General features: G+C 60.1%; 18 protein-coding genes and 1 pseudogene. 11 read left to right on the top strand and 8 right to left on the bottom strand.

Translation table 11 applies throughout. The annotated features are described in order from the left end of the window. Positions 1 to 43 precede the first annotated feature (43 nt). Positions 44 to 379, top strand: coding sequence for a hypothetical protein (locus AB4N73_RS11330; RefSeq protein ID WP_095182042.1), 336 nt, complete (start codon positions 44 to 46; stop codon positions 377 to 379). Positions 380 to 612: 233 nt separating this feature from the next. On the opposite strand, the pseudogene AB4N73_RS11325 reads toward AB4N73_RS11330, so the two are convergent. Both AB4N73_RS11325 and AB4N73_RS11320 read right to left on the bottom strand, forming a co-directional pair. Beyond that, positions 613 to 1,050 (bottom strand): annotated as a pseudogene (locus AB4N73_RS11325) (phage infection protein); the annotation flags it as partial. A 124-nt stretch (positions 1,051 to 1,174) separates the two neighbouring features. Then, positions 1,175 to 1,744, bottom strand: coding sequence for a chorismate mutase (locus tag AB4N73_RS11320; RefSeq protein WP_150634961.1), 570 nt, complete (start codon positions 1,742 to 1,744; stop codon positions 1,175 to 1,177). 198 nt (positions 1,745 to 1,942) lie between these two features. Between AB4N73_RS11320 and AB4N73_RS11315 the strand changes: the two genes are divergently transcribed. From AB4N73_RS11315 to AB4N73_RS11300, 4 genes are all read left to right on the top strand, one after another. Then, positions 1,943 to 3,301, top strand: coding sequence for an MATE family efflux transporter (locus AB4N73_RS11315; RefSeq protein ID WP_095182040.1), 1,359 nt, complete (start codon positions 1,943 to 1,945; stop codon positions 3,299 to 3,301). An 88-nt stretch (positions 3,302 to 3,389) separates the two neighbouring features. Next, entirely contained in the window at positions 3,390 to 4,415 is a 1,026-nt protein-coding gene (locus AB4N73_RS11310; protein WP_460095109.1) for an acyltransferase family protein, read from the top strand. Between the two features lie 62 nt (positions 4,416 to 4,477). Continuing rightward, a complete protein-coding gene (locus AB4N73_RS11305) occupies positions 4,478 to 5,035 on the top strand; it encodes a YceI family protein (protein WP_236168589.1) in 558 nt (185 codons plus the stop codon). Between the two features lie 87 nt (positions 5,036 to 5,122). Beyond that, positions 5,123 to 5,809: a GNAT family N-acetyltransferase gene (locus AB4N73_RS11300; RefSeq protein ID WP_056788965.1), complete on the top strand. Its 687-nt coding sequence runs from the start codon at positions 5,123 to 5,125 to the stop codon at positions 5,807 to 5,809. A 62-nt stretch (positions 5,810 to 5,871) separates the two neighbouring features. Here AB4N73_RS11300 and AB4N73_RS11295 read toward each other — a convergent pair whose 3' ends face one another. Continuing rightward, positions 5,872 to 6,312: a hotdog fold domain-containing protein gene (locus AB4N73_RS11295; RefSeq protein ID WP_460061906.1), complete on the bottom strand. Its 441-nt coding sequence runs from the start codon at positions 6,310 to 6,312 to the stop codon at positions 5,872 to 5,874. A gap of 158 nt (positions 6,313 to 6,470) precedes the next feature. Here AB4N73_RS11295 and AB4N73_RS11290 point away from each other — a divergent pair, with 158 nt between their 5' ends. After that, positions 6,471 to 7,103 (top strand): TetR/AcrR family transcriptional regulator, encoded by a 633-nt coding sequence (locus AB4N73_RS11290; RefSeq protein ID WP_130899260.1) that lies wholly within the window; start codon positions 6,471 to 6,473, stop codon positions 7,101 to 7,103. Between the two features lie 217 nt (positions 7,104 to 7,320). Here AB4N73_RS11290 and AB4N73_RS11285 read toward each other — a convergent pair whose 3' ends face one another. Both AB4N73_RS11285 and AB4N73_RS11280 read right to left on the bottom strand, forming a co-directional pair. Continuing rightward, positions 7,321 to 8,445, bottom strand: coding sequence for a DmpA family aminopeptidase (locus AB4N73_RS11285; RefSeq protein WP_256809144.1), 1,125 nt, complete (start codon positions 8,443 to 8,445; stop codon positions 7,321 to 7,323). Between the two features lie 73 nt (positions 8,446 to 8,518). Then, positions 8,519 to 9,622, bottom strand: a complete 1,104-nt coding sequence (locus AB4N73_RS11280; protein ID WP_460143457.1) for a polyamine ABC transporter substrate-binding protein — start codon at positions 9,620 to 9,622, stop codon at positions 8,519 to 8,521. Positions 9,623 to 9,733: 111 nt separating this feature from the next. Between AB4N73_RS11280 and AB4N73_RS11275 the strand changes: the two genes are divergently transcribed. Then, a complete protein-coding gene (locus AB4N73_RS11275; RefSeq protein ID WP_460143456.1) occupies positions 9,734 to 10,513 on the top strand; it encodes a helix-turn-helix transcriptional regulator in 780 nt (259 codons plus the stop codon). Positions 10,514 to 10,635: 122 nt separating this feature from the next. On the opposite strand, the gene AB4N73_RS11270 is transcribed toward AB4N73_RS11275, so the two are convergent. Continuing rightward, positions 10,636 to 11,577 carry a class I SAM-dependent methyltransferase gene (locus AB4N73_RS11270; RefSeq protein WP_460143455.1) on the bottom strand — a complete coding sequence of 314 codons (942 nt, stop codon included), beginning with the start codon at positions 11,575 to 11,577 and terminating at the stop codon, positions 10,636 to 10,638. 198 nt (positions 11,578 to 11,775) lie between these two features. Here AB4N73_RS11270 and AB4N73_RS11265 point away from each other — a divergent pair, with 198 nt between their 5' ends. The 4 genes from AB4N73_RS11265 to AB4N73_RS11250 all read left to right on the top strand — a co-directional run bounded on the left by AB4N73_RS11265 (position 11,776) and on the right by AB4N73_RS11250 (position 14,495). Continuing rightward, complete coding sequence (locus AB4N73_RS11265; RefSeq protein WP_056788985.1) at positions 11,776 to 12,189, top strand: response regulator; 414 nt, start codon at positions 11,776 to 11,778, stop codon at positions 12,187 to 12,189. 56 nt (positions 12,190 to 12,245) lie between these two features. Then, the gene (locus AB4N73_RS11260) at positions 12,246 to 12,914 is read left to right on the top strand and encodes an HAD-IA family hydrolase (protein WP_460095115.1); all 669 of its coding nucleotides are present in this window, start codon (positions 12,246 to 12,248) and stop codon (positions 12,912 to 12,914) included. A gap of 351 nt (positions 12,915 to 13,265) precedes the next feature. Further along, complete coding sequence (locus tag AB4N73_RS11255) at positions 13,266 to 14,063, top strand: SDR family NAD(P)-dependent oxidoreductase (protein WP_073471267.1); 798 nt, start codon at positions 13,266 to 13,268, stop codon at positions 14,061 to 14,063. Between the two features lie 21 nt (positions 14,064 to 14,084). Next, positions 14,085 to 14,495 carry an SRPBCC family protein gene (locus tag AB4N73_RS11250; protein WP_460143454.1) on the top strand — a complete coding sequence of 137 codons (411 nt, stop codon included), beginning with the start codon at positions 14,085 to 14,087 and terminating at the stop codon, positions 14,493 to 14,495. 142 nt (positions 14,496 to 14,637) lie between these two features. Here the strand turns inward: AB4N73_RS11250 and AB4N73_RS11245 are convergent, their stop codons facing one another. Together AB4N73_RS11245 and AB4N73_RS11240 are read right to left on the bottom strand one after the other, a co-directional pair. Continuing rightward, positions 14,638 to 16,032: a sensor histidine kinase gene (locus tag AB4N73_RS11245; RefSeq protein WP_150634970.1), complete on the bottom strand. Its 1,395-nt coding sequence runs from the start codon at positions 16,030 to 16,032 to the stop codon at positions 14,638 to 14,640. Continuing rightward, positions 16,010 to 16,693, bottom strand: coding sequence for a response regulator transcription factor (locus AB4N73_RS11240; RefSeq protein ID WP_056788996.1), 684 nt, complete (start codon positions 16,691 to 16,693; stop codon positions 16,010 to 16,012). Before AB4N73_RS11240 ends, AB4N73_RS11245 begins: the two co-directional genes overlap by 23 nt. Positions 16,694 to 16,780: the final 87 nt, after the last annotated feature.

The following is a 16,780-nucleotide window of genomic DNA, read 5'->3' as shown; positions in this document are numbered from 1 at the left end:
GCCCGAGAGACGGATCCCGGGCGTTTTCCCATGGAGTTTTACCGTGAAATACCTCAGCAAAGTAGTCGCCGCCACACTGTTCGGTGTGGTTCTGGCAGGTTGCACCGGCGCCCCGATGAAAACCGCCCATTACGACAGCAACCAATACACCGTGGTTGGCCACAGCGAAGCATCGGCCACCGGCCTGCTGCTGTTTGGCATCATCCCGATCCGCCAGAACAGCCGATTTGTGCGCGCGCAAAACGCGGCCATCCAAGCCAAGGGCGGCGATGCAATGATCAACACGCAGGTTCAGGAAAACTGGTTCTGGGCCTGGGTCCTGACCGGTTACACCACCACCATCTCCGGTGATGTGGTCAAGCTGAAAACCGCGCAATAAGCGACGGTTGAATGCAAAAAAGCCCGGCTGATCAGGCCGGGCTTTTTCATGGGTGTTGCGGTCATGCAGATGATTCAGGCGACACGGCGTTCGATCAGACGATCAGAACCACCTTCGGCAACACGGCGTTCGAGCAGACGATCCGAACCACCTTCGGCAACGCGGCGTTCGATCAGACGATCAGAGCCACCCTCGGCAACGCGGCGTTCGATCAGACGATCGGAACCACCTTCAGCAACGCGGCGTTCGATCAAGCGATCAGAGCCACCTTCAGCAACGCGGCGTTCGATCAAGCGATCAGAGCCACCTTCAGCAACGCGGCGTTCGATCAAGCGATCAGAGCCACCTTCAGCAACGCGGCGTTCGATCAGACGATCGGAACCACCTTCGGCAACACGGCGTTCGAGCAGACGATCAGAGCCTCCTTCAGCAACGCGGCGATCGATCAAGCGATCGGAGCCACCCTCGGCAACACGGCGTTCGATGAGACGATCCGAACCGCCTTCAGCAACACGGCGTTCGAGCAGACGATCTGAACCACCTTCAGCCAGACGGCTTTCGATCAGCTTGTCCGAGCCGCCTTCAGCGACCAGGGTGTGAGCAGGCGTTACTGCAAAAGCGTTAACTGCGAAAACCGAGAAAGCGATGCCGAGAAGGGTTTGGCGTTTCATGATCGTGTGCTCCAGAAAGTTGTTTGTTTGTCTGGAGCCGATGTTACGCCGCGCAGTTTTTATGAGAACTTCATTGACGTGATGGTGAACATCGACGCCGATGATGTTTGCCATGAGCGGCGATTCAGAGGGCTTTTGCCCGAATGCACAACTCGCCGCTGGCACGAATCAGCGCCATGTCATGCAGCGAATCAGCGGCCAGACCGTTGCGGACATTGGCCAGCCATGCCGGGCAATTCGGATCCTGGCGATAGGGCGCGAAGGCGGCGTACTGCTGCAACAAGCGCTTTTGCAGTTCATCCAGGCGCGGGCGGATCTGTTTGCCCAGATCCGGACGCGGTGTGTCCGGTGCAGCACCTGCCGCTTGCCATTGCGCGAGCAGACCGTATTGCACCAGTTTGTTCGCTTCCATCTGTGCGGCGATCAGCTGCGCGACGTCGTCCGGATCGAGTTTGTGTTCGGTGGCCAGAGTTCGGGCATTGGCGATGACCTGCGCCTCTCGCGGGCTGTCCTGGATCGGCTTGCCGCTGTCCCACTTGGTCAACGCAACCAGATCGCCGATGCTCAGGCGTTCATTCAAAGTGGCCAGTAGCGGTTTCAATGAAGCAGGCGCCGCTGCGGGTGCGGCCGCTTGAGCGTAGGCGGCCGACAGAGCGAGGAGGGAGCCAAGCAGAAAATTTGCAACGTTACGCATGAACCGAGCCTCAATAGTACGTGTCGACAGAATCGCTGATTTACCACAGCCGCACACTGACACAAAGCGATGCCTGGCATTTACACAAATGCAAAACAGGCAATCAACGCCGATGGGAAATGTTGATTGCACGCTGCACGCAACTCACCGAAGCTATCGTCAATCAGGCCTGCCGCCGTCGAGATGGACCTCCATTCAATGCAAAGCGCCACCTTCGCCAAGCCGCTCTGGCAAACCTATCTGCTGTTTCTCGCGCCGATGGTGCTGTCGAACTTCCTGCAATCGATGTCCGGGACGGTCAACAGCATCTATATCGGCCAGATGCTCGGCACACAGGCGCTGGCGGCGGTATCCGGCATGTTTCCCGTCGTGTTCTTTTTCATCGCCCTGGTCATCGGCCTTGGAGCTGGCGCGGGCGTGTTGATCGGTCAGGCGTGGGGCGCGCGCGAAACGCACATGGTCAAGGCGATTGCCGGAGCGACGTTGCTACTGGGTGTGTTGATCGGTTTGGTCGCGGCGGTGCTGGGCACGGTGTTTGCGCGACAGGCACTGACGGGGTTGGGCACGCCGGCGGATGTGCTCGACGACGCGGTGGACTATGCCCACGTCATGTTGTGGATTCTGCCATCGCTACTGGTATTCGTGCTGTTCACCCAATTGCTGCGTGGTGTCAGCGATACGCTGTCGCCATTACTCGCGCTGATCGTCTCCACCACCGTGGGGCTGGCGCTGACGCCGGCATTGATTCGCGGCTGGCTGGGCTTGCCACCGTTGGGCATTCAGAGCGCGGCGTATGCCGGGCTGGCGGGGAATCTCTCAGCAATGGCGTGGCTGGCCTGGCGGCTGATCCGCAAGGGCCATCCGCTGGCGCCGGATCGAGAGTTCTTTGCCGCATTGCGACTGGATCGGGTCATTCTCGGCAAGGTCCTGCGCATCGGCCTGCCCACCGGCGTACAGATGATCGTGCTGTCGTTATCGGAGCTGGTGATCCTGGCACTGGTCAACCAGCACGGCTCGCAAGCGACGGCGGCGTATGGCGCAGTAACGCAGATCGTCAACTATGTGCAGTTTCCGGCGCTGTCGATTGCGATCACCGCATCGATTCTCGGTGCCCAGGCAATCGGCGCCGGGCATTTGCAACGCATGGGGCCGATCCTGCGCACCGGGCTGTTGATCAATGTGTGCCTGACCGGTGGCCTGATTGTGCTGGGTTATCTGCTATCGCACTGGTTGCTGGGCCTGTTCCTGACCGAGGACTCGACCCGGGCGATGGCCGAGCATCTGCTGCACATCATGCTCTGGAGCCTGTTGGTGTTCGGCTTCCAGGCCATCATCGGCGGGATCATGCGCGCCAGCGGCACCGTCCTGGTGCCGGTGGTCATTTCGATTGTCTGCGTGGTCGGCGTGCAGTTGCCGGCGGCGTACTGGCTCGATGGGCAGTTCGGTTTGCAGGGTGTGTGGATGGCTTTTCCGGTTGCCTATCTGGGGATGCTGATACTGCAGACGCTCTATTACAAACTGGTCTGGAAACACCAGAAGATCGAGCGGTTGATTTAGGCACGGTGGACAAACATTTGTCTGTCCCCCGAGACGAAAGCATCGTAGCGTATGCGCCCACAACAATAAGGGAATGACGAGGGTTCAAGTGGGAGCTTTTCGACTGCTGTTGGCGGTGTTGGTCGCTGTATCTCATATGGGCAAAAAGTTCGCCGGACTGAATCCTGGTGTGATCGCCGTCATCTCGTTCCTGATCATCAGTGGATTCGTCATGGCTTCGCTCATCGAGCGAAACTACCGTGAGCCGAGGAAGATCGGTCTGTTCTATATCGACAGGGCTCTGAGGTTGTATCCGCAATTTCTGGTCTACTTCGTCGCCTCGTGTCTGGTTATTCATTTTCTGTTGCCCGGTACGCCCCAAGCGGCTGAGCTGACATGGAAGACCCTGTCCACCAGTTTGCTCATGCTACCGCTTGGCTATTACATGTTCGGCGTCGGCGGGACCGAGATCCTGCCACCGGGCTGGTCGCTGGGGCTGGAAATGAGTTTCTACCTGCTGATTCCATTTCTGCTGATTTGCAAGGCGCAGGGTGTCGCCTTTGCTGTCTCGGTCGGGGTTTTTCTGCTGGCCTGCCTGGGCTTCATCAATACCGATGTCTATGGATATCGTCTGTTGCCGGGTGTGTTGTTCATCTTCCTGTGCGGCTGTTATCTATACCAACGCAATATCAGAGCAATGGTCGTTGTCACCGGCACAGCCGTTGCGGCGGGACTGCTGTTTGTAGCGATCATGGTCGGATGGATTGAGCGTCGTCCGTTCAATGCCGAAGTCACTCTGGGTATCGCCGTGGGCATTCCCTTGGTCTACCTGTTGACCAAACTGAAATTCCACCGGATGGACGAGTTCCTGGGCAATATCAGTTATGGCGTGTTTCTTAACCACTTTGTGGTGATGTATCTACTGCGGGGTTTTTGGCCCGTCGCGTATGACGCCTACGTTGTCGGAGCGGTGCTGGCGTTGTCATTTTTCTGCAGTGGCCTGACGTATTACTGCGTCGAGCGACCGGCGCTGAAGTTGCGTCACCACCTGCGCGGCAGGGCGAAGGAAAGGCCGGTTCAACCGGGTAGCGCCGAGAAAATTGTATCCCTTGTGGGAGAGCGTGAACTGGCATAACGCTCGGCTGTTTGCTTAAGTCAACCAAGGCCCTCGACGACACACGCCGCCCGGAGAATTCCATGACGTCGCGATTGCTGCTGGTTGCCGCGTTTACATCCTTTGTCATGGCCTGTGCGCAGGCCGCTGAATATAACCGGGTCAACACCAGCGCCAGCCAGATCAGTTTCACCTACAACCAGATGGGCTCGCGAATGTACGGCACCTTCGGCAAGTTCGAGGCGGCTCTGGATTTAGATACCGAAAACCTTGCCAACGCCCGCACCACCTTGCATATCGACCTGAGCAGCATTGACGCCGGCAGCGAAGACGCCAATACCGAGCTGGTGAAACCCGCCTGGTTCGATACTGAAAAATTCCCGCTCGCGGTATTCGAGTCCCGTCGTTTCACCCAGGTGGCCGAGCATCGTTACCAGGTCGCCGGTCAGCTCACGCTCAAGGGCATCACTCGCGATGTCGAGGTGCCGGTGGAGCTGAAACCGGACAACGCCATTGGCATTTTCGACGGCGAGCTGGTGCTCAACCGTGAGGAGTTCGGCCTCGGCGCAGGGGAGTGGGCTGACAGCGTGGTGTCGAGGGACATCAACATCAAATTCAGGGTGGTGGCGCCACAACAGTGACGGTTCAATAGACCCGGCACGGTATGATGTCGCGGTTCGTCGACGGCTCTGATCATCGGCAACGTTTTTTATCGCCGGAGTTTGCCCATGCCACGCATCACCCACTACACCTCCCCATGCCCGGAAAGCGTCAACAGCCAGATCCTGCAAATGGTCGTCGACTACCTGACCGACATCAGTGCGGTCGGCCTCGGCCCGAGCAATCTGCTGTACAACGTTTATCAGTACGCGGTGGGTTTCGAGGTGCATCTGTACCTCGAGGCGTTGAACGGCCAGAAGGGCACCGAGGTGGAATTGCTGGTGGCCACTGACGATGAGGATCCAGAGCAAGTCATCGGATTTCTCATCTGTCTGCCGGTGCAGGGCGATTGGGAGGCGTGCAGCGTCGCGTACATGGCGGTGCGTGAAGGCCATCGGCGCCAAGGTGTGGCGCGGGCGATGCTCGCGGACATGGTCGGGCGCTATCCGCATGCGGAACTGGCCTGCAGCATTGGCAAGGTGCCGTATTTTGAGGCGCTGGGTTTTGAAGTGATCGGCCAGCGCGAGACTCAGGTGCTGATGAGCACGCGGCATTACCGCAGCAACGGCTTGCGCGGGTTCATCGACACCACGCCGATCTACCGCTCGCTGGAAGTGCAGCAGATTCATACTTACTTGCTGCAGAAAAACGGCAAGCGCGCGATGCTCGATGCGGAGAAACAACGCGATCGCCATCTGGATCAGACCAGCCGCCACGTAGAAGAATTTGTCCGTCAGCGCCTGACTCTGCACTGACCCGGCCAGTAAAAAGCCCTTGCTGCGCATTGCGCAACGAGGGCTTTTTTGTGCCTGCAATCTCAACCGATCTTGACGTTCATGGTGATGCGCGCGGTGAAGACTTTTTTACCCTCGGCATCGTGAATGTCGACGTTGACCACCTTGTCGCCATCGCTTTGCCAATCCACACCTTCGGCGCTGGCCACGGCGGTGACGTCGGTTTTCGCCTTGGCCAGGTATTCCACGGTCATGCCCTTTGGAATCCAGCGCGCGCCGGGCAGGATCGAGACGTCGGTCATCATTCCGCCGGCCAGTTCCGCCGCGTTGCACAGGGCGATCGCATGCACCGTGCCAAGGTGATTGGTAATTTCCTTGCGAAACGGCACTTGTACGGTGGCGGCGTTCGGGCGCAATTCGCTGATCAGCGGATTGATGGTGCTGAAGTACGGGGCGAACTGACAGGCCATTTTGCTGAATGCATCCGCGCCGACGCTGTTGAACATGCTGAGAGATTGACTCATGGAAGCCTCACTGGGTGGTTTGCAGAATTATGTTCCGTTACAGAATAATGTTCTGTAACGGAACGGTATTCTGTTCACGGCAAATCTGTCAACCTAGGCGCGATTTGTTCACGGGCACGTGACGCCTTTATCAACCTCCGTTTTTGGACCCGAGCAGCATGGACACCGCCGATCTACTGGAACGCAGCTACCCCGGCCGCCGCGCCGAACTCAAACGCGATATCTTTCGCAAGGCCCTGAGCCTGTTCAATGAACAGGGGATCGAGGCCACCACCATCGAAATGATCCGTGCCGAGTGCGACACCAGCGTTGGCGCGATCTACCACCATTTCGGCAACAAGGAAGGGCTGGTCGCGGCGCTGTTTTTCACCGCGCTGGAGGATCAGGCGCGTCTGCGTGATGCGTATCTGGACGCGGCCAATACCACGGAGGAAGGAGTGCAGGCGCTGGTCTTCAGCTATGTCGACTGGGTCGAGCAGCAGCCGCAGTGGGCGCGTTTTCAGTACCACGCACGATTCGCAGTGACCAAAGGCCCGTTCAAGGAAGAGCTGGCCGAGCGCAACAAGACGCGCAACCTGCGCTTGGGCCAGTGGTTGGCCGAATCGGGTCGCGCCGCTGAGCTTAAGGATTTGCCTGCGGAGTTGCTGCCATCGCTGATCATCGGCCAGGCGGACAGTTACTGCCGGGCCTGGCTGGCAGGGCGAGTTAAGGGCAGTCCGATGGCTTATCGCGAAGTGCTTGCGCAGGCGGCATGGCGGTCGATTCGCGCCGAAGGTCTCGCCGAGAACTGAAATACGCAGACAAAAAAAGAGCCTCCAAGCTCTTTGATGGGGAGGAAGTAGAGCCAGTGAGGCTCAAGAGGCGTGTGAAGCAGAACTTGGGCTTGATTGGGAGTCAGTACACCCACGCCTACGCAGCGCCGGATCAATCCAGGCACCGCGTAGCTTCATCCTGGGAGCGTGCAATGGACGACTCAAGTACCGCCAGTCGTCCCTGCACAATGCCGGTTCATGCCGGACGCGATCCCGGCCAACCGGATTTTTTCAGCGCCGCCAGAAGCGTCTGCGCATCCAGGCCCGGCACCGAATGACCGTTGCCCTCGCTGCTGTCGCTGGCGAGCAGGGCATTGATGATCGCTTCTTCAACGGCTTCGGTCGCGGCCAGAAACAGCTCGCTGATGTGGTCGTTGTTGACCATGCGCAAGCCGTCGCAGGTGGCTGCGCGTTTAGCCTCGTAAGCGGCAGGCGGGACGTGATCATTGCCGGTGGCGAAGGCAATGAAGATGTCGCCGCTGTGGTCTTCGTTACCGCCGCCGGTACGCGCCAGGCCCAGGCTGGCACGCTGTGCCAGGCGCGTGCATTGATGGGGCAGCAGCGGCGCATCAGTCGCCAGGCAAACGACGATCGAGCCCATGCCCGGGTGCGGCAACGCTGCCCGCAGAAACGGTGAGTCCTTCTGTTCCATATAGCGCCCGACCGGGTAACCATCGACGCGTAGTTCACTGCGAATGCCGTGGTTGGCCTGCACGATCGCGCCAACGGTCCAGCCACCTTGGGCAGCACTCAAACGGCGCGATGCGGTGCCGATGCCACCCTTGAATTCGTGGCAGATCATGCCGCTGCCACCACCCACCGCACCTTCGCGCACCGGGCCGTCCACGGCGCCGTTCAGTGCCTCGGCGACATGCTCGGGCTTAACGTGAAAGCCGTTGATGTCATTGAGCAGTCCATCGAAGGTTTCCAGCACCACCGGCATATTCCAGTAAAGCCGCCCGTCATCCGGCTGTTGCTCACGGTCCAGCACAATCAGCGCATCCCGCACCACACCCAGGCTGTGGGTGTTGGTAAAGGCAATCGGACTGGTCAGCAGACCGGCCTCGCGAATCCATTCCAGCCCGGTCGCATCACCGTTGCCATTGAGTACATGCACGCCGGCAAAGCACGGTTTCTGGCAGGTCGAGCCGGGGCGCGGCTCGATCAGCGTGACGCCGGTGCAGATGTCACGGCCGCTGCTGCTGCGACCGCGTACATTGCTGTGACCGACGCGCACGCCCGGCACATCGGTGATGGCATTGAGCGGGCCGGGTTGCATCTGGCCAATCAGGATATCGAGATCACGGGCACGCGGATTCATAAGGTTCAGTCTCTTGATTCAAAAGGTCGGGCGGCTTACCGCTCGGATGAGGCAGGCAGATTTCTCGCGCGGACTACTGGCCGTTCTTGACCTTGCTCCACACCCGCGTACGCACACGTTCGGCGGCTTTGGGCAAGGGTTCGAGGGTGTAGAGAGTGGCCATGGCGGCAGGGGACGGGTAGACCGCCGGGTTGTCGCGAGTTGCTGCTGCCACCAGCGTTGTCGCGGCGCGATTGCCATTCGGGTATGACAAGTGATCACTGACCGGCGCGATCACCTCCGGCCGCAGCAGGTAATGGATAAACGCCAGGCCCTGGGCGCGATTGGGCGCGTCCTTGAGCAGTACCAGAGTGTCGAACCACACCGGCGCGCCTTCCTTTGGCAGGCTGTAGGCGATCTTTACGCCGTTATTGGCCTGCTCGGCGTTGGTCTTGGCTTCGAGCATCGCCCCGGACCAGCCAACCGCCACGCAGATATTGCCGTTGGACAGATCGCTGATGAACTTCGAAGAGTTGAAGTAGGCGATGTGCGGGCGCAGCCTGAGCAGCAGTGCTTCGGCTTTTTTGTAGTCCTCGGGATCGGTGCTATTGGGCGGCAAACCCAGGTAATGCAGGGCGACCGGCAGCATCTCCGACGGCGAATCGAGCATCGCCACGCCGCACTCGCTCAGTTTGGCCAGATTGGCTTCGTCGAACAGCAACTCCCAGGAATCCACCGGCGCTTTGTCACCCAACGCGGCGCGGACTTTGTCGACGTTGTAGCCGATGCCGTTGGTACCCCACAGGTAAGGCACGGCGTACTGATTACCCGGATCGTTGACCGCGAGTTTCTTCAACAGCTCGGGGTCGAGATTCTGCCAGCCTGGCAGTTGATCGCGAGGCAAAGGGGCGAGGGCGCCGGCCTTGATCAGGGTCGGCAGGCTGAAGTTGCTCGCCACGACAACGTCGTAGCCGCTGCGGCTGGTCATTAGTTTGCCTTCGAGCACTTCGGCGCTGTCGAAGGTGTCGTACACCGGCTGGATGCCGCTGTCGCGCTGGAAATCATGCAGGGTGTTCGGCCCGATGTAGTCGTACCAGTTGTAGACATGCACGCTCGGCTCGTCTGCCGCCATGGCAACCGAGGAAAGACAAAAACAGGCCAGCAGGCCCGGGTTGATAGATCCACGGTGACGACGCATGATGCGGCACTCCTGGCCTGTCGCAGGCCGGTGATGAACTGGAGTGGTCAGGCTAGCGGGCCGGTCACACCAGCCCCATTCCCATCATGGGTTACTCGAAAGGGGTAGTGCGTGGACGCGTTGTTGCAGGAATTGCCGGTGCATCAGAGTCTGGCGCGGGTATTTTCCCACCTCGGGCAGGACGGTTTCTGGCGCGCGCTGGTCGACACCCTGCGCCTGCTGGTGCCGCTGGACAATGCCCTCGTCGCCCTGATGCAGCCCGGCCAGCCGCCGCGTTTGCTGATCGACTTCGACAGCAAGGGGGGCGTGGACGACCAGCAGGAGCTGGCCGGTTATACCGCCGGCATGTACCTGCTCGATCCGTTCTATCAAGCCGCCGTCAGCGGGATCAGCGACGGCCTGCACAGCCTGGCCTCTGTTGCGCCGGATCAGTTTCTGCACAGCGAGTATTACCAGAGCTACTTTCGTGCCGTGGTGGGCGAGGATGAATTGCAGTTTCTGATCAACTTCGAAGGCGCGGTACTCGGCTTGTCACTGGGCCGCTCGACCGCGTTTGGCATGGCCGAGCAGGGCCGACTGTTGTGCATTCGTGATTGGGTATTGGCGGCGATGCATCGCCACATGCAGTTGCTGCCGCCGCAAGGGCCGGTGGCTGACGCGGTGGTAGGTGATCTGGCGACGCTGCTGGACCGTTTCGATGCCCGGCTGACCGCGCGCGAGATCGACACGGCGCGTCTGATCCTGCAGGGCTTTTCCAGCAAGGCGATGGCCCAGCAGATGGGGATTTCGCCGGAGACCGTGAAAGTGCATCGACGTAATCTCTATCACAAGCTCAACGTCACCGGGCATGGTGAGTTGTTTGCACTGGTGCTGCGGCCGACGGCTTTTTGATCAACACAGAACTTGTGTGGGAGCGAGCCTGCTCGCGAAAGCGGTGTATCAGTCAACAAAATTGTTATCTGACACTGCGCTTTCGCGAGCAGGCTCGCTCCCACAGGTGAACTTACGCTGTGTTAGTGGCTGCGCTGGAAGACCAGGGCTTTCAGGCCGCTCTCTGGATCGATATCGGGAAACTCCGGCGGATTGTCCAGCCGATGATCGAAGCGCAGGCTTGGCGCTTCCTGGGTCACGCCATCAATCAGAAAGTCGGAACCGAACGACGGATCGTTCATGCACGCCAGCACCGTACCTTGCGCGGTCAGCAGTTCCGGCAAGCGGCGCAATACGCGTTGATAGTCCTTGGTCAGCAAAAAGCTGCCTTTCTGAAACGACGGCGGGTCGATGATCACCAGATCGTACGGGCCGCTGTTGATCACTTTGCCCCAGGATTTGAACAGGTCGTGGCCGAGAAAGCTGACCTTGCTCAGGTCGTGGCCGTTCAAACGGTGATTGTCGCGACCTCGGCTCAGGGCCGCACGGGACATGTCGAGATTCACCACATGGCTGGCGCCACCCTCGATTGCCGCTACGGAAAAGCCGCAGGTGTAAGCGAACAAGTTCAACACCCGCTTGCCCGCTGCCTGTTCACGGACCCAGTTGCGTCCGTAACGCATATCGAGAAACAGTCCGGTGTTCTGCTTGCGTCCCAGGTCGACGCGGTACTGCAAGCCGCCCTCGACGATGGTCATTTCTTCGATTTCCTCACCGATCAGCCATTCGGCCGTGCTTTGCGGCAGGTAACGGTGCTGGATCAGCAGGGTATGTGCACCGGACTGCTGCCATTGGGGCGAGGCGGCGAGTTGCAGCAGCGAATCCCGCAGATCCTGCAGTTGCTCAGGCGCCGGTTCTTTGAACAGCGACACCAGCACCACGCCCTGCAACCAGTCCACGGTCAACTGCTCCAACCCCGGCCAGCAGCGCCCGCGCCCGTGAAACAAACGGCGGGTTTCGCTGGGCGCCGTTGCCAGTGCGGGCAGCAAATGAGCGTGGAGGGTAGCGAGGGCTTCAGGGTTCATGGATCAGGATCGGCCAGTCAAAGGGCCGGCATTTTAACCACAAATGAGGGGATTCGATGGGCGCTGCGCTTCGAAAAACAACACCTTGGCGAAATCCTCTGTATCAAAAATGAATTTCTACAGGGCGCGCTGCTCATACCAGATAAGCAGCGGATTCAAAACCGCTTATCAAAAATGTAATTCGGGGGAGTGCTGTTCATGTGCCCTACACCTACGTCGAGCGCGCACCTTCCTGGCGGGTTGATTCTGGTTGTCGAGGACGATCCGTTGATTCTGGAGTTTCTTTGCGAAATTCTTCAGGAGGAAGGGTTCAAGGTCGAACCGCAAACCAGCGCCGACGCCGCCTCACTGTATCTGGAAGAACACGCGGCGAACGTCGCGCTATTGCTGACCGACATCACCATGCCCGGCACGCTTAACGGCGCCGACCTGGCGAATCTGGTCGGCGATCGCTGGCCGGAAAAACCGGTGATGGTCATGTCCGGCTACGAGACGCCCGAGACCTCCGGGGTCAAGCATTCGGTGGCGTTCATCAAGAAGCCGTGGGCGATCGGTCAATTGCTCGACTGTGTGGAAAGTGCGTTCAAATCCAAGGCCCCGCAGCTGCACTGACTAGTGCTACATTGCCGGGCCAGGCTGCCCGGCCAACTGTCAGAGGATTTGTTCTTTTGTCTGCACAAGCATCGGTTTTTGATCGCGCATTCGGCGCGTTTCTGTTCGACATGGACGGCACCGTCCTCAATTCCATCGCCGCCGCCGAGCGCATCTGGTCAGCGTGGGCGGTGCGCCATGGCGTGGAGGTCGAGACGTTTTTGCCGACCATCCATGGCGCACGGGCGATCGACACCATCACCCGGCTGAATCTGCCGGGGCTGGATGCTGAGGAACAAGCGGCGTTCATCACCGCAGCGGAAATCAATGACGTTGAAGGCATTGTCGAGATTCCTGCGGCGGCGGCATTTCTCAACGGTCTGCCGAAAGATCGCTGGGCAATGGTGACGTCGGCGCCTCGCGATCTTGCGTTGCGGCGGATGGCGGCGGCGGGTATCCCCGAGCCGGCGGTCATGATCACGGCGGAAGATGTAAAGGCTGGCAAGCCTGATCCTGCGGGTTATCTGCTGGCGGCGAAAAAGCTCGGTGTCGAGCCAGCGGATTGCCTCATTTTTGAAGACGCCACGGTTGGTATTCAGGCTGCGGAAGCGGCGGGCGCCGCGTTGATGATCATCACCACCACGCACCAGCATCCGATCGAAACGGCGCATGCGACGTTGGCCAGTTACGATGCGATCAGCGTCAGCGTCGGCGCCGATGGTCTGCTTCGTCTGACGGAAATCTGATCTGTTCCGAAATGCCCCTCACCCTAGCCCTCTCCCGGAAGGAGAGGGGACTGACCGGGGGATATTCAGGTAATACGCCGACGTGAAAGGTCTTCTCTGAATCCATAATCGCTATGGTCTTTCAGGTCGAGGGCAAACTCAGCACAACTCGATCGGTTCCCTCTCCCCCGGGAGAGGGCTAGGGTGAGGGGCTACGGTCTGCCAGACACAGGGGATCGTCGATCAAACAACATCCCCGTCACCGGTCGGCAGCTCAACCATGCCGGCAATATCGCAACTACGCTGATCCATGCTTCTGAAATCGTCGCTAAAGTCGAGCGCGGTGGAACTCCTTGCTAATGAGGTAAACGCATGAAGATCGATCTGAGTGGAAAACTGGCCATCGTCAGCGGCAGTACCGGCGGCATCGGTCTGGGCATCAGCCAGTCGCTGGCCGAAGCCGGGGCGACGGTGGTGGTGATCGGTCGTGACACGGCTAAGGTCGAGCAGGCGCTGGCGAGCATACGCCAAGCGGTGCCCAGCGCGCAGTTGCGCGGGCTGACCGCTGATCTGGGCACGGCCGAGGGCGCGGAAAAGCTGTTCGCCGCCGAACCGCGCGCGGACATTCTGGTGAACAACCTCGGCATCTTCAACGACGTCGATTTCTTCGAGACTCCCGACAGTGAGTGGACGCGCTTCTATGAAGTCAACGTGATTTCCGGCGTGCGTCTGGCGCGGCATTATGTGCCGGCGATGGTTGAGCAGGGCTGGGGCCGGGTGATCTTCCTGTCATCGGAATCCGGCGTGGCGACGCCGGCGGACATGCTCAATTACGGCGTGACCAAAAGCGCCAACCTCGCGGTGTCCCACGGCCTGGCCAAACGTCTGGCTGGTACCGGTGTCACGGTCAATGCAATCCTGCCGGGGCCGACTTTCACCGATGGGCTGCAGGACATGCTCAGAGACGCGGCCGCCGAATCGGGGCGCGACCTACGCGACGAAGCCGACGCCTTTGTACGCAAGGCCCGTCCGACTTCGATCATCCAGCGCGTGGCGGATGTTTCGGAAGTGGCGCATCTGGTCACTTACATTGCTTCACCGCTGTCCTCGGCCACCACTGGCGCAGCCTTGCGCGTTGATGGCGGTGTGGTCGACAGCCTGACGATCTGAATTTTCCAAAAGAGAGGTTTTATGCCAACTGCATCCGCAACCATCGACATCCCGGCCTCGGCCGATCAGGTCTGGCAATTGATCGGCGGCTTCAACACGCTGCCGGACTGGCTGCCGTTGATCACCAACAGCGAACTGAGCGAAGGCGGGCGAGTGCGCACGCTGAAAACGGGCGATGGCGGCGTTGTCGTCGAACGTCTGCAGACCTTCGATAACGCTGCGAGAACCTACAGCTATTCCATCGAACAGGCACCGTTCCCGGCCAGCGATTACCTGGCGACGATCAAGGTTGAAGCCCAGGGGCAGGGCGCGCGGGTGACATGGTCGGGGCGCTTCAATGCGCTCGGCGTGAGCGATGAAGAAGTGGTGGCGCTGTTCAACGGCATCTACCAGGGCGGGCTCGAGGCCTTGCGGGCGAACTACCCGACCTGATTGATTCACACAGCGCCTATGAAGCATGGGACTTCCTGTGGGAGCGAGCCTGCTCGCGAAGGCGTCAGTTCAGTCAACATTGTTGTGACTGAACCACCGCATTCGCGAGCAGGCTCGCTCCCACCGGGTGGATTGCATTCCCTCAGGCCTGACTGATCAAACTCTGCCGACAATCCAGCACCAGTTTCGCCCCACCCAGATCACTGCTGCCGACTTCAAGACTGAAGCCGTGCAAGCTGACAATCGCCGCGACAATCGACAGCCCCAGACCAAAGCCACTCTGCGGCTGGCCACCCTCGGTGCGATAAAAGCGCTGGAACACCGCCTCACGTTCCGCCTCGGGAATCCCCGGCCCTGAATCGTGCACCTCGATCCGCGTCTCCCCACCGGCATTGACCCCACGCAACATCACCGTGCCGCCGGGCGGGGTGAATTTGATCGAGTTGCTCAGCAGGTTCGCCAACGCTTCGAACAGCAGTGCGCGGTCGCCATTGAGCGGCGGCAGCGTCTCCGGCATGTTCAACTGGAAACGCAGATCGCCTTCCTCGGCCAGCGGCAGATAGAACTCGTGCAACTCCTCCAGTAAACGCACCGGATCGAGTTCGACGAAACCTGAACGGCGCTGGCGATCCTCCAGCTCGGAAATCCGCAACAAACCGCGAAAGCGCGCCATCAGCGTATCCGCTTCAGCCAGTACCAAGTCCAGTTGCGCCGCTTCTTGCGAACCTTCGCCGGCCTGTTGCTGCATGCGATACAACTGCGCGCGCAGGCGAGTCAGCGGCGTGCGCAAATCGTGGGCGATGTTGTCGCAGACGCCCTTGACCTCGTTCATCAAGCGCTCGATGCGCTCGAGCATGGCGTTGACGATGGCGGCGAGCATGTCCAGTTCATCGCGGCGATTGGACAGCGGCAAGCGGTGCGTCAGGTCGCCGGCAACGATGGCCTGCGCGCTATTCTGGATCGCGCGGATGCGCTGCAACGGTCGACGCCGCAGCAGATGCCAACCGGCGACCCCGGGAATAATCGTCAGCGACACCCCCCAGAACAGCGCGTGCAAAATGATCCGCGTCACCGCGAACAGCGAGCCATTGTCACGCAGCAGCACCAGCCAGCGCCCGTCACGGGTTTGCGTGGCTACGGCATCGCAGCTGTCGCTCGGCAGGGTCGGGTCATCGGAATCGGCGCACTCGGCGAGCATATGGATCTTGCCATCCAGCGGCAGTCCTTCGGGAATTTGCTGGAGTGCGCCGCCCAGGTAAACACCGTCAGCGCTGAACAGACCATAGGCGTCGATACCGCGAATATCGAAGGTCATGCTGGCCGCGAGCGCGTCTTCGAGTTGCTCGCCGCGAAAATGCGAGAACAGGTGCTGACGTTGCATCAACGAGTGTTTGGCCAGTTTGTCGAGGTAGCCGGACACCTCGTAATACATGACCCCCATGAGGATCGCGCTCCACGCCACGAACAGCGAGCTGTACAGCGCCAGCAAGCGGCTGCTGGAGGAGCGCCAGCCGTCAGACGGGTTCGGCAATGACATAGCCCGAGCCCCGTACCGTGCGGATCAGCGGAACGTTGCCGGCCGCATCGATCTTCTTGCGTAGCCGGCCGATATGCACGTCGATGAGGTTGGTGCCCGGGTCGAAGTGATAACCCCAGACCTCTTCGAAAATCATCATCCGCGAGAGAATCTGGCCGCTGTTGCGCATCAGAAACTCGAGCAGTTTGTATTCGGTGGGCAACAGCGTCAGCACCTGCTCGGCGCGGCGGGCTTCGTGGCTGATCAGGTCGAGCTCGAGGTCGGCGACTTTCAGCGTGGTGGCCTGGGTGGCGACGCTGTTCTGCCGGCGCAGCAACACTTCGACCCGCGCGGCCATTTCATCGGTGGCGAACGGCTTGGTCAGGTAGTCATCGCCACCCGCGCGCAAGCCGCGCACGCGCTCATCGACGTCGGAGAGGGCGCTGATCATCAGAATCGGCGTCGCCACGCCCATGGTGCGCAGGGTGGTGACGATGGCCAGACCATCCAGCTCGGGCAGCATGCGGTCAAGGGTGATCAGGTCGTAGTTGCCGCTCACGGCGCGGTCGAGGCCTTCGCGGCCATTGTCGACCCAGTCGACGTCCAGCCCGTGGCTGCTCAGTTCGGCAACGATTTCCCGCGCGGTCACGGCGTCGTCTTCGATGGTCAAGATACGAGTCATAGGCAGGCCTGCTGATCGGTTCAAACGGAATGGCAGCATTTTGCCAAGAATTTGCCGTGACGCTTTAAATTAACTTTCATCTTCGTC

The sequence above is a fragment of the Pseudomonas sp. S3_B08 genome, assembly GCF_054667725.1.
Note: the sequence above shows the minus strand (reverse complement) of the source record. Positions and strands in the feature narration are given on the sequence as shown.